The 11,759-nt window shown below is 65.6% G+C and carries 12 protein-coding genes; 5 read left to right on the top strand and 7 right to left on the bottom strand.

Going from position 1 to position 11,759, the window contains the following annotated elements; all coding sequences use genetic code 11:
* Window positions 1-74: 74 nt before the first annotated feature.
* The 7 genes from ASC67_RS19270 to ASC67_RS19300 all read right to left on the bottom strand — a co-directional run bounded on the left by ASC67_RS19270 (window position 75) and on the right by ASC67_RS19300 (window position 8,149).
* Window positions 75-1,154: a GGDEF domain-containing protein gene (locus tag ASC67_RS19270; RefSeq protein ID WP_056325946.1), complete on the bottom strand. Its 1,080-nt coding sequence runs from the start codon at window positions 1,152-1,154 to the stop codon at window positions 75-77.
* A gap of 117 nt (window positions 1,155-1,271) precedes the next feature.
* Entirely contained in the window at window positions 1,272-1,964 is a 693-nt protein-coding gene (gene urtE / locus ASC67_RS19275) for an urea ABC transporter ATP-binding subunit UrtE (protein WP_056325950.1), read from the bottom strand.
* A gap of 1 nt (window position 1,965) precedes the next feature.
* Window positions 1,966-2,850, bottom strand: a complete 885-nt coding sequence (gene urtD, locus ASC67_RS19280; RefSeq protein ID WP_056325953.1) for an urea ABC transporter ATP-binding protein UrtD — start codon at window positions 2,848-2,850, stop codon at window positions 1,966-1,968.
* A complete protein-coding gene (urtC, locus tag ASC67_RS19285) occupies window positions 2,847-3,983 on the bottom strand; it encodes an urea ABC transporter permease subunit UrtC (protein WP_056325958.1) in 1,137 nt (378 codons plus the stop codon). Before urtC ends, urtD begins: the two co-directional genes overlap by 4 nt.
* Window positions 3,980-5,575: an urea ABC transporter permease subunit UrtB gene (gene urtB / locus ASC67_RS19290; protein WP_056325961.1), complete on the bottom strand. Its 1,596-nt coding sequence runs from the start codon at window positions 5,573-5,575 to the stop codon at window positions 3,980-3,982. Before urtB ends, urtC begins: the two co-directional genes overlap by 4 nt.
* Before the next feature lie 141 nt (window positions 5,576-5,716).
* Complete coding sequence (urtA, locus tag ASC67_RS19295) at window positions 5,717-6,994, bottom strand: urea ABC transporter substrate-binding protein (RefSeq protein ID WP_156466832.1); 1,278 nt, start codon at window positions 6,992-6,994, stop codon at window positions 5,717-5,719.
* A 132-nt stretch (window positions 6,995-7,126) separates the two neighbouring features.
* Entirely contained in the window at window positions 7,127-8,149 is a 1,023-nt protein-coding gene (locus ASC67_RS19300; RefSeq protein WP_056325964.1) for an integron integrase, read from the bottom strand.
* Between the two features lie 472 nt (window positions 8,150-8,621).
* Between ASC67_RS19300 and ASC67_RS19305 the strand changes: the two genes are divergently transcribed.
* The 5 genes from ASC67_RS19305 (at window position 8,622) to ASC67_RS20735 (ending at window position 11,544) form a co-directional block, all read left to right on the top strand.
* Window positions 8,622-9,083: a hypothetical protein gene (locus ASC67_RS19305; protein ID WP_056325967.1), complete on the top strand. Its 462-nt coding sequence runs from the start codon at window positions 8,622-8,624 to the stop codon at window positions 9,081-9,083.
* 88 nt (window positions 9,084-9,171) lie between these two features.
* Entirely contained in the window at window positions 9,172-9,774 is a 603-nt protein-coding gene (locus ASC67_RS19310; protein ID WP_056325970.1) for a hypothetical protein, read from the top strand.
* A 57-nt stretch (window positions 9,775-9,831) separates the two neighbouring features.
* Window positions 9,832-10,248 carry a hypothetical protein gene (locus tag ASC67_RS20725; RefSeq protein WP_156466833.1) on the top strand — a complete coding sequence of 139 codons (417 nt, stop codon included), beginning with the start codon at window positions 9,832-9,834 and terminating at the stop codon, window positions 10,246-10,248.
* Window positions 10,249-10,544: 296 nt separating this feature from the next.
* Entirely contained in the window at window positions 10,545-10,796 is a 252-nt protein-coding gene (locus ASC67_RS20730; RefSeq protein ID WP_156466834.1) for a hypothetical protein, read from the top strand.
* 415 nt (window positions 10,797-11,211) lie between these two features.
* Window positions 11,212-11,544 carry a hypothetical protein gene (locus tag ASC67_RS20735; RefSeq protein WP_156466835.1) on the top strand — a complete coding sequence of 111 codons (333 nt, stop codon included), beginning with the start codon at window positions 11,212-11,214 and terminating at the stop codon, window positions 11,542-11,544.
* The last annotated feature ends 215 nt before the right edge of the window (window positions 11,545-11,759 follow it).

The raw sequence follows: 11,759 nt of genomic DNA on the forward strand, positions 1-11,759 counted from the left end.
GTACAGGGGGCTTGCGGCCATGGAAGTTTTCGCTTACGGCAGCGGGGAGCTGCCGTGCCGGCGCAGCGCCGGCGTCAGAACAGCTCGATCTCGCCGACCTTGCCGCCCGCCTCGACCAGTGCACCGCGCTCGACCAGCTGGTCGTGGCACTGCAACTGGTTGCGGCCGTTCTGCTTGGCGTGGTAGACCGCCAGGTCGGCGCGCGAGAAGGCCGCGCTGGGGGTGTCGCCGGCGCGCAGTTCGGTCATGCCGATGCTGACGGTGACGCTGCCGACCTGCGGGAAGCGGAAGATCTCCATGCGGGCGCGGAAGCGCTCGAGGGCGAGCGAGGCGTGCACGCGCGAATCGGCACGCAGCACGATGACGAATTCCTCTCCGCCGAAGCGGTAGAGGCGGTCGCCGTGGCGGAAGGCACCGCGCAGGATGCGCGCCATCAGCAGCAGGACCTCGTCGCCGATCAGGTGGCCGAAGCGGTCGTTCACGCGCTTGAAGTGATCGACGTCGACCACGCCGATCCAGTAGCTCAGCGACTCGCGGGCGCGCCGCTCGGGCGACTGGTCGTCGGTCGGCGGCGGAAGGAACAGCGGTGCGGAGCGGGCACATTCGTGCAGGCACTTGCTGAACTGCTCGTCGAAGGTCTTGCGGTTCAGCAGGCCGGTCAGCGTGTCGCGCTCGCTGTAGTCGAGCAGGCCGACCTGGTTGCGGTAGATCTTCAGCACGGCATCGACGAAGCGCAGCTGCTCGGCGTCGAGCGGCTTCTCGGCGAGGACCTCGACCAGCCCGAAGCGCTCGGTGCCGATCCACAGCGGGAACACGTTCAGCAGCACCGGACGGCCGCGCGGGCCGGGGCGGCTGGTCGGCAGCGCCAGCAGCGGCTCGCCACCGGTCAGCGCGTCACGGTGCGGCGGCCAGTCGTCCAGCGAAGGCAAGGCCTCCAGCGGGGTCCACGGCGGGTCGCCCGCCACCGCCGGCGGCCCGTCGCGCGCGCAGGCCTGCAGCAGCAGCCGCGTGTCGCCGGCCTCGCCCACGCAGCGGTACAGGCTCAGGCTCAGCGGTCGCAGCCAGTCGGCCAGCATCGTCACCGCGGCTGCGTCGAGCAGGTCGCGGTCACGGTAGCCGGTGAGGCTGACGACGGATCCGAGCAGGTCTGTCATGGGCGTGTGGATTGGGCTCGATCGGCTATCGGTGCGCCCACTGCACGCTTGAGAACCCCCGCGCCGGGCGCGCGCAGTATGCACGCACCCAGGCCCCGGCCGCGCGGGGCGACGCGCTCAGATGGACATGCGCTGGCGCACGCCGTCGGCTTCCATGTCGGCGCCGCGGCCGCGCAGCACGATCTCGCCGCGCTCCATCACCAGGTACTGGTCGGCCAGTTCGGCGGCGAAGTCGTAGTACTGCTCGACCAGGATGATCGCCATGTCGCCGCGGTCGGCCAGCTTGCGGATCACGCGGCCGATGTCCTTGATGACGCTGGGCTGGATGCCCTCGGTCGGCTCGTCCAGGATCAGCAGCTTGGGGCCGGCCGCCAGCGCGCGCGCGATCGCGAGCTGCTGCTGCTGCCCGCCCGACAGATCACCGCCGCGCCGTCCGAGCATCTGCTTGAGCACCGGGAACAGCTCGTAGAGCTCGGCCGGGATCGGCGTGCTGCCGGGCTTGCTGGCCAGGCCCATGCGCAGGTTGTCCTCCACCGTAAGGCGGCCGAAGATCTCGCGGCCCTGCGGCACATAGCCGATGCCGCGGCGCACGCGCTCGTAGGGCGTGAGGCGCTGCACCTCGGTGCCGTCGAGCCTGATGCTGCCGGACTTGATGTTCACCAGACCGACCAAGCTCTTGAGCAGCGTGGTCTTGCCCACGCCGTTGCGGCCCAGCACGACCGTCACCTCGCCGGCCCTGGCCTCGAAGTCCAGCCCGCGCAGGATGTGCGAGCCGCCGTAGTACTGGTTGACGCTTTCGACCTTCAGCATGTCAGCGCCCCAAATAGACTTCGACCACCTTGTCGTTCGCCTGCACCTGCGCGAGCGACCCCTCGGCCAGCACGCTGCCTTCGTGCAGCACCGTCACCTTCTTGGCCGGGTCGTCGCGGGTGAGTTCGTCGATGAACTTCATGTCGTGCTCCACCACCACCAGCGAATGCGCGCCCTGCAGCGACACGAAGAGCTGCGCGGTGCGCTCGGTCTCCTCGTCGGTCATGCCGGCCACCGGCTCGTCGAGCAGCAGCAGCTTGGGGTCCTGCATCAGCAGCATGCCGATCTCCAGCCACTGCTTCTGGCCGTGCGACAGCAGCCCGGCCAGGCGCTGCGCCTCGCCCTTCAGGTGGATCAGCGTGAGGATCTCGCCGATGCGGTCGAGCTGCGCGCCCGACAGCCTGGCGAACACCGCTGCGCGCGGGCGACGGTCGGCCTTCAGCGCGAGCTCCAGGTTCTCGAACACCGAGAGCTGCTCGAACACGCTGGGCTTCTGGAACTTGCGGCCGATGCCGATGCTCGCCACCTGGCTCTCGCGCAGGCGCAGCAGGTCGATGGTGGAGCCGAAGAAGGCGCTGCCGGCGTCCGGCCGCGTCTTGCCGGTGATCACGTCCATCATCGTCGTCTTGCCGGCGCCGTTGGGGCCGATGATGCAGCGCAGCTCGCCGGCGGCGATGTTCAGCGACAGCTTGTTCAGCGCACGGAAGCCGTCGAAGCTGACGGTGATGTCTTCCAGGTACAGGATGCCGCCGTGCGCGGTGTCCAGCGCCCCCGGCTCGACCACGCGGCTGTAGCTCGCGGTCCGGCCACCCGACTTGCCGGCATCGGGCTTCGCGGCCGCGCGCTCGCGGGTGCCAACGCCGGCTTCCATCAGGTCGGGCGTCATGCGCGCTTCTCCTTGCCGCCGCGGCCCAGCAGCCGCTTCACGCCGCCGACGATGCCGTCCGGCAGGAACAGCGTGACCGCGATGAACAGCGCGCCCAGGAAGTAGAGCCAGAACTCGGGGAAGACCTGCGTGAACCAGCTCTTCGCGAAGTTGACGAAGAAGGCGCCGACGATCGGGCCGATCAGCGTGGCGCGGCCGCCCACCGCTGCCCAGATCGCGATCTCGATGCTGGCGGCCGGCGACATCTCGCCCGGGTTGATGATGCCGACCTGCGGCACGTACAGCGCGCCGGCGATGCCGCACATCACCGCCGACAGCGTCCAGATCGCGAGCTTGTAGTTCAGCGGCTCGTAGCCGCAGAACATGACGCGGTTCTCGGCGTCGCGGATGGCCTGCAGCACGCGGCCGAACTTGGTGTGGATGAGCCAGCGCGCCAGCAGGAAGAAGCCGATCAGCGTGAGCCCGGTCAACACGAACAGCACCATACGCGTGGACGGCTGCGCGATCGGGATGCTCAGGATGCGCTTGAAGTCGGTGAAGCCGTTGTTGCCGCCGAAGCCCGTCTCGTTGCGGAAGAACAGCAGCATCGCGGCGAAGGTGAGCGCCTGCGTGATGATGGAGAAGTACACGCCCTTGATGCGCGAGCGGAACGCGAAGAAGCCGAACACGAAGGCCAGCAGGCCCGGCACCGCGACGATCAGGAACAGCGTGGCCACGAAGGAGTCGCTGAAGCTCCAGTGCCAGGGCAGCTCCTTCCAGTCGAGGAAGACCATGAAGTCGGGCAGGTCCGACTGGTAGTTGCCGTCGCGGCCGATCTGGCGCATGAGGTACATGCCCATCGCGTAGCCGCCGAGCGCGAAGAACAGGCCGTGGCCCAGCGACAGGATGCCGGTGTAGCCCCAGATCAGGTCCATGGCCAGCGCGCAGATCGCGTAGCACATGATCTTGCCGATCAGCGCCACCGCGTAGTCGCTCAGGTGGAAGGCGCTGCCGGCCGGCACCACCAGGTTCAGCATCGGCACCAGCACGGTCACGGTGATCACCGCGGCCAGCAGCGCCGTCCAGGCCTTGCCTTGCAGCAGGCGGCTGCGCGGCGGCGCCACGGGCAGAGGCGGAGTCAGCACAGCGCTCATGCCTCTCTCCCCTTCAATGCGAACAGCCCCTGCGGCCGCTTCTGGATGAACACCACGATGATCACCAGCACGATGATCTTCGCCAGCACCGCGCCGGCCCAGCCTTCGAGGAACTTGTTGATCACGCCCAGCCCCAGCGCCGCGTACACGGTGCCGGCGAGCTGGCCCACGCCGCCCAGCACCACCACCATGAAGGAGTCGACGATGTAGCCCTGCCCCAGGTCGGGCCCCACGTTGCCGACCTGGCTGACCGCGCAGCCCGCCAGCCCGGCCACGCCGGCCCCGAGCGCGAACGCCAGCGTGTCGACGCGCGCGGTGTTGACGCCCATGCACGAGGCCATGGGCCGGTTCTGGGTGACGCTGCGCACGAACAGCCCCAGCCGCGTCTTCGCGATCAGGAAGGCGATGCCGCCCAGCACGATGGCCGCGAACACCACGATGGCGATGCGGTTCCACGGCAGCACCAGGTTGCTCATGATCTGCACGCCGCCCGACAGCCAGGCCGGGTTCTCGACCGGAACGTTCTGCGCGCCGAACAGCGAGCGCACGCTCTGCATCAGCACCAGGCTGATGCCCCAGGTGGCGAGCAGCGTCTCGAGCGGGCGGCCGTACAGGAAGCGGATGACGCCGCGCTCCAGCACCGCACCCACCGCCGCCGCGGCCAGGAAGGACAGCGGGATCGCGGCCACGATGTACCAGTCGAAGTGATTGGGCAGCCAGGCGCGGAAGGCGTTCTGCGTCAGGTAGGTGGCGTAGGCACCGATCATGATGAGCTCGCCGTGCGCCATGTTGATCACGCCCATCAGCCCGTAGGTGATGGCCAGGCCCAGCGCCGCGAGCAGCAGGATGGAGCCCAGGCTGATGCCGGTGAACACGACGCCGGCGCGCTCGCCCCAGGCCAGCATGGAGTTCACGCCGTCGAGCGAGGCCTGCAGCGCCGCGCGCACCGCGGGGTCGGGCTCGCCGCTTTCGGTGGCCGGCTTCAGGCGCTCTAGCAGCAGGCTGCGGGTGGCCGGCGTGGTGCTGCTGGCCAGGGCCTGCGCGGCCAGCAGGCGCTTGGCCGGGTCGGTGGAGGCGATCAGGCCCTTGGCGCGCAGCGTTTCCAGCTCGGACTTGATGGCGGGATCGACCTCCTTCGCCAGCGCCTGCTCGATGAGCGGCAGCTTAGCCTCGTCCATCGCCTCGCGCAGCGAGCCGATGGCGGCGCGGCGTTGCGACAGATCGCCGGTGATGAGCTGCAGCGCGGCCAGCGCGGCCTGCAGTTCGCCGCGCATGCGGTTGTTGTTGACCGCGTCTTCCGCGGTCTCGGGGGGCGTGGCCGGCTGGCCGCTGGCGGCGTCGACGGCCGAGCCGTCGGCCGCGACGATGTAGGCCTGCTTGTCGTCGACCTTCACCTCGCCGTCGAGCAGCGCCTGCACCAGCACCGGCACGCGCGGGTCGAGCGCGGCGATGGCCTGCTGCAGGGCGGCGACGCGGGCGTCGGTGTCACCCGCCGCGATGGCGAGTGCCTGCGCCGGAGTCATGGCGCGGGCGGGTGCCGCGGCCAGCAACAGCAACCCGGCAGCGCACAGACTCAGCAGGAAAGCACGCAAGGCATTCAATTCGTCGTCACCGTGGAGAGTAGAAAGCCATAAGAAGAGGCTGCGCGCCGGCAGGACCGGCGGCGACCGGGTGGACAGTCCGATCGCCGCCGGCCCGGCCGGCGCGCGCCAACATCGAGAGCCGGCTTGCTATTACTTCTTCTCGGGCACGTTCTTCTTGCCCTTGTTCTCGGCGATGTAGTCGCTCCACGGATCGGCGACCACCGGGCCCGGCGTCTTCCAGACCACGTTGAACTGGCCGTCGGCCTTGATCTCGCCGATGAACACCGGCTTGTGCAGGTGGTGGTTTTCCTTGTCCATGGTGCTGGTGAAGCCGCCCGGCGCCTTGACCGTCTGGCCCGCCATCGCGGCGATGACCTTGTCGGTGTCGGTGGACTTGGCCTTCTCGACCGCCTGCGCCCACATGTGGATGCCGATGTAGGTGGCTTCCATCGGGTCGTTGGTCAGCGGCTTGTCCTTGTGGCCGGCGATGCCCTTGGCCTTGGCGTAGTCGCTCCACTGCTTGATGAAGGCGGTGTTGGTCGGGTTCTTGATCGACATGAAGTAGTTCCACGCCGCCAGGTGGCCCACCAGCGGCTTGGTGTCGACGCCGCGGAGTTCTTCCTCACCCACCGAGAACGCCACCACCGGCACGTCGGTCGCCTTCAGGCCCTGGTTGCCCAGTTCCTTGTAGAAGGGCACGTTGGAGTCGCCGTTGATGGTGGACACCACCGCGGTCTTCTTGCCTTCGGACGAGAACTTCTTGATCTTGGCGATGATGGTCTGGTAATCGGAATGGCCGAAGGGGGTGTACTCCTCCATGATGTCGGCCTCGGCGACGCCCTTGCTCTTGAGGAAGGCGCGCAGGATCTTGTTGGTGGTGCGCGGGTACACGTAATCGGTGCCCAGCAGCACGAAGCGCTTGGCGCTGCCGCCGTCCTTGCTCATCAGGTATTCCACCGCGGGGATGGCCTGCTGGTTGGGCGCCGCACCGGTGTAGAACACGTTCTTCGACAGTTCTTCACCCTCGTACTGCACCGGGTAGAACAGCAGCGAGTTGGTTTCCTCGAACACCGGCAGCACCGACTTGCGGCTCACCGACGTCCAGCAGCCAAACACCACGGCCACCTTGTCCTGGCTGATCAGCTGCTTGGCCTTCTCTGCGAACAGCGGCCAGTTGGAGGCCGGGTCCACCACCACCGGCTCGAGCTTCTTGCCCAGCACGCCGCCCTTGGCGTTGATCTCGTCGATGGTCATGAGCACCGTGTCCTTGAGCACGGTTTCCGAGATGGCCATGGTGCCCGACAGCGAGTGCAGCACGCCGACCTTGATGGTGTCGGCCGCGAAGGCGCTGGGCACGAAGGCGCCGGCGGCGGCCAGCGCCACGGCGGAAAGCGAGGCCGCAAAGGCGCGGCGGGTGGTGTGGGACATGGGGTGTTTCCTCCTCGGGGGATCGGTTGGGTTCACGGACCGCTGCAGGTTAGGCAGAACCCCCGGGCGGCGGAATACGCAAGGTGGCGTAGAGACACCCGCCGGCGCCGGCAGACCGGAGCCACCGCCGGCTCAGAGCGCGTCAAGCGGGCTCAGCACCCCGCGGCCGCCGCGGTTGAGCACGTGGGTGTAGATCATGGTGGTCTTGACGTCGGCGTGGCCCAGCAGCTCCTGCACCGTGCGGATGTCGTAGCCGGCCTGCAGCATGTGGGTGGCGAAGGAATGGCGCAGCACATGCGGCGAGCACGGCTTGTCGATCCCGGCGCGGCGGGCCGCCAGCGACACCGCGCGCTGCAGCCCCTGCTCGGCCAGGTGGTGCCGGCGCTCCGTGCCGCCGCGCGGGTCGACCGACAGCGACCGCGACGGAAACACCCACTGCCAGCCCCAGGCGCGGGCCGCCCGCGGGAACTTGACCGCCAGCGCGTCGGGCAGCCAGACCGCGCCGCGCCCGGCGGCCAGGTCGCGCTCGTGCAGCGCGCGGGCCTGCGCGAGCTGGTTGCGCAGCGGCAGCAGCAGGTTCTCAGGCAGCACCGTCACGCGGTCCTTGCTGCCCTTGCCCTGGCGCACGATGAGTTCGCGGCGTTCGAACTCCACGTCCTTGACGCGCAGCCGCAGGCACTCCAACAACCGCAGGCCGCTGCCATAGAGCAGCGACGCGGCGAGCCAGTGCGCACCGTGGAGCTGCATCAGCAGTTCGCGCGCTTCACGCTGCGTCAGCACCACCGGCAGCCGGCGCGAGGCCTTGGCGGCCACCACCTCGGTGAGCCAGGGCAGATCGACCGCGCCCAGCACCTCCTTGTAGAGGAACAACAGAGCTGCCTTGGCCTGGTTCTGCGTGGCCGAGGACACTCCGCGCTCCACGGCCAGGTGGCTGAGAAAGGCTTCGATCTCCAACGCGCCCATGTCGCGCGGATGACGCTTGCCGTGGAACAGGATGTAGCGGCGCACCCACCCCACGTAGATGCGCTCCGTGCGCAAGGCGTAATGCCTGACGCGGATGCGCTCGCGGAGCTGGTCGAGCAGACGGGGCGGCGGCGCGAGCGACGTCGTCGACGGTTCGGCGGGCGTTACGGGTTCTGGATCGGGAACAGGCATCCAGGAAATTTAGGCCGGCTAAACGCCCGCGCCCATCGGCCAGAAAGGGGCCCTCTCCCGGGCGTCGTGCACGCCGTGACACCGACGCAGGGGTTGCGTTAGATCAACAGCGCCAGTACGGTCACGTATGTCTAAATCTAGTTAGCCATCACAAATGAACGCCCGAATCGTTGGCCGATACGCTTGGTACTCGCTGGCGTTGATGCTGCTGCTTGTTGCACTCTGGTGCTTGCTGTGGGTTGTGTCGTCTTCAAGCATGGCCTTCACCGACTGCGCGGGCCAGTACGATCTGTTCGCACAGAACCCGCGATGCAGGCAACCTCCTGTCGCAGGATTGCTCGCAATTGCGAGCCTGGGTGGCTCAGTAGTTGCCGTGCTTTTGGGCCGGCGCTTTCGTACGCTGGCTAACCCAACGCTCCAACCGACGGCCTCCGGCCGCGGCTGAGCTTGAACGTTAGACCGCACAACTCGTATGCTTCAGTACGTCACTTTAGGTACGGTACGCCCGCTTGGGTGGCTGGTCTTTGTCGGCTTCCTTGTCGCCGCCGGCTTTGCTTTCACTAGTGGCGCAAGGTGGCCGGCCCTGGGCTTCGTCGTTTTTTCATTGCTGGGCATCTACTTGCTTGTCGGCGCGTACGGGCGCTATGCCGTGGATGAAACCGCTGTGTACGCGGTTACTCCGATTGGTTGGCACTACCGCATGGCATGGTCCGAAGTGAAGCACGTCGAGTTTGGCACCGGAGGCACACTCGTCTTTCATGGAGACAACAAGCGGTTCGTCTTGCCTGCACCCTCCTTCTGGTCGGGTGAGCACAAACCCGCCACATACGCGCGCTTAGTTCAGCAGCTCGAGAACCGGAAGATCATCCCCGTTCCAAGCAATACCGCCGACTATCGGTGGAACAAGAATGTTCGGGTCACCCGTGCGGTCTAACCCTTCGCTCCACCTGACGTTCGCCAGCCGGCTACGCCGTCTGTCGCCCGCAGGTGAGCTCAAACGTTAGGCCTTTTCAGGAGTGAACATGGCAATGCCGCCCCTCGTGAAGTTGCTTGAAAGCTGGGACAGGCGCTTCGAGACCGAAGAACTGGATGAGTTTCGCGACCTCGTCGCAGCGTCCATCGGCCGACAACGCAAATCAATCGGGCACGATGAGGCGTCTTGCTCAGAGCTTCAGTTTGACGATGAGAACGACTTCCAGAACTACACAATGCACCTTGAAGATCGCTGGTACTTCACCAACGAAGTGCAACGCTTGGCCGACGAGCTAGCCATAGTGGCCCTGTTCAAGCAACTTGAACTGCACACAAAGCGAGTTGCGAAGAAGAGGTTCCCGTCTGTGAATGCAGAGCAGCTGTTCAACTTTGCGGCGCTCAAGAAGGCCATGCCATTCAAACTTGAGTCACTGCAATGTTTCGGCGCATTCGACGAGTTGCGCCTCATAAACAACGCCGTCAAGCATGAGGGCAAGGTTTCGAAGGAGCTTGCAAGCTCGTTTCCGTCCTGGAAGGTGGGCGAAGATTTGGCCGAACTGGGCGCTGTTTACACACGCCTTCAACCGGAGGTCACGCGTTATGTCCAAGCCTTCGTTGCCGCATGCTATGCACCTCTGCCGCCCAAGGCCTAACCATTCGGTCAAGCGGACGTGCCTACGGCACGCCGCTTACCTCAAACGTTAGAGCGCATGAATCTCGTTACTCGAGGCCTCCAAATTCAACTCCTGCCCGCCCGAGCCGCAGATGAGGAAGACTGGGTGCGTGTGCAAGTCATTCTTGCGGCGACCGGCTTCACTGGAAACTTTGAAGCGTGGCTTCAACTCGCTGACCTCGAACGATTCGAACAGGAACTCGGTGCTATGTACCTGGCTGTAGGAAAGTCCGTGACCGCAGAGCTATCGTCAGCCGAACCAGATGTTCTGGTCCACCTAGAAATGCAGCCACTTGGTGGCATCTTGGGCGAGTTCAGCTTCGAGAGCGAAAGGCCGGCCGGGGTCCCAACCGTTCTCAAAGGTGCGTTCGAAATCGATCAGAGCTTTCTTCCAGCTCTGCAGCAGAGCGTCAAAGCATTGGCAACTCAGCTCAAGGCGAAGAATGCGCCCTAACCCTTCCATCGAGGGGATGCCCAAAAGGCTGCGCCTTTTGTGCACCCCTCATGTCAAACGTTAGGCCTCAGAATCGGAGGAGTCGCATGTTCAGTTGGTTGAAGAAGTCGAAATCCCAGCCTCAAGGCCCTGCTGTGCCGCCACTTCGCTTCAAAGACGCAGCCGCAGCATTCGCATACGCATGCGAGTTCATGCAGAGCGAACTCGCAGCAGGGGCCGTGCTCCCCGCGCTCGTCTTGGACGCAAAGGCGGTCTGAGGAGAGGTCTCAGTTAAGCGCCAGCCTGACGGTACCCAAATGGTGATGCTGCGTGTCTGCTCCAAAGACAACGGCTTCATGGTCATGGCGGCCACCGCCAGCAGCCACGGCCCGGCGCTGCAGCCCGGCGACCTCGTTGCATGGCAAGCAGGCGCAATAGTTCCTGCGCTTGCATCCCAGTTCCCCGATCCACGGTCAATCTGGGGCGGGCTGGTCCTCGCCAAGCTCGCACCCGAGTACACAATGGGCAAAGGTTGGGCAATCGAACAGCCATTCGGGCGCGGCCACTGAGGCCTAACCATTCGGTCAAGCGGACGCCTAACGGCGCCGCTTACCTCAAACGTTAGCTGCCAGCAATGAACAACATTGGTTCGCCAGGTGGGATGCCGCGATCGGCTGCTCTGCTTATCGGCTGGGGAATGGCGTTCGTGTGCTTGTGCTTGGCTGCATATGAATGGGTACATCCCGGTGGGCTTACGCCTTCTGGCCGCACCGAGTCTCTGTTCCTTTGGGCCAAAGAGTCCTTTGGGCCCAGAGGTGTCGCATGGGTACATCTCGCGTTTGCAGGCATTGCGTCGCTATTTGCACTCGCTATCTATCTCTCATCGAGAAGTGCGTCCGATGACAGCTAACCCGTCGTTCAAGCGGACGTGCCTTCGGCACGCCGCTTACCTTGCACGTTAGACCGCACGGCCCTGTCACTATCATGCTCGTCTCACAGTTCTACGGCCGCCCGCTGAGGCACATCAATCACAAGCCTTGGCAGCTGGCGCTGCTGCCTCAGGAGCGCGTTCGCGGTGCCATTCGCGGCGCAGCAAATCGTGAGCGGCTACTGCATCCTTCGTCGACAAAGTCGGTGCAGCGCCGTATTCGGTTCCGCCTTCTTGCGGCCTACCGTCGCCGGTTCGGCCATGATCCGTTTGTGAGCGCTCTGTCCGTGCCAAGGTTCAAGGTGAATGCCACCCGTTTCTGGTTGCCATCCGGCTATGCGTGGTGGAAGGAACGGCTGCTCGGTCAGCTACCGCAGCGCCCGTACTAGCCAACAGTAGGAGCATCAAATGCGGTCTAACCACTTCATCGAGCGGACGGTCTCCGGCATGCTTCGCATGCCTCCAACCGCCGCTCATGTCGAACGTTAGGCAGATACCTATGCTGGTCGAGATTGACGCTTCATTGCTTACAGAAAGCTCCGCGGTTGGAAGGGTTTCCGGACCGTTGGAGTTCATGCACCTTCCACGCGTCGGAGAGACAGTG

Source organism: Methylibium sp. Root1272 (assembly GCF_001425905.1).
Taxonomy (GTDB): Bacteria; Pseudomonadota; Gammaproteobacteria; order Burkholderiales; family Burkholderiaceae_C; genus Methylibium.

Coding starts and splice junctions, on each gene's coding strand:
- urtE (WP_056325950.1), bottom strand. CDS start 1,964: ATGCTGAAGGTCGAAAGCGTCAACCAGTACTACGGCGGCTCGCACATC.
- urtA (WP_156466832.1), bottom strand. CDS start 6,994: ATGTCCCACACCACCCGCCGCGCCTTTGCGGCCTCGCTTTCCGCCGTG.
- ASC67_RS20735 (WP_156466835.1), top strand. CDS start 11,212: ATGCTCGTCTCACAGTTCTACGGCCGCCCGCTGAGGCACATCAATCAC.
- urtD (WP_056325953.1), bottom strand. CDS start 2,850: ATGACGCCCGACCTGATGGAAGCCGGCGTTGGCACCCGCGAGCGCGCG.
- ASC67_RS19305 (WP_056325967.1), top strand. CDS start 8,622: ATGCTTCAGTACGTCACTTTAGGTACGGTACGCCCGCTTGGGTGGCTG.
- ASC67_RS19300 (WP_056325964.1), bottom strand. CDS start 8,149: ATGCCTGTTCCCGATCCAGAACCCGTAACGCCCGCCGAACCGTCGACG.
- ASC67_RS20725 (WP_156466833.1), top strand. CDS start 9,832: ATGAATCTCGTTACTCGAGGCCTCCAAATTCAACTCCTGCCCGCCCGA.
- urtC (WP_056325958.1), bottom strand. CDS start 3,983: ATGAGCGCTGTGCTGACTCCGCCTCTGCCCGTGGCGCCGCCGCGCAGC.
- ASC67_RS20730 (WP_156466834.1), top strand. CDS start 10,545: ATGGTGATGCTGCGTGTCTGCTCCAAAGACAACGGCTTCATGGTCATG.
- ASC67_RS19270 (WP_056325946.1), bottom strand. CDS start 1,154: ATGACAGACCTGCTCGGATCCGTCGTCAGCCTCACCGGCTACCGTGAC.
- ASC67_RS19310 (WP_056325970.1), top strand. CDS start 9,172: ATGGCAATGCCGCCCCTCGTGAAGTTGCTTGAAAGCTGGGACAGGCGC.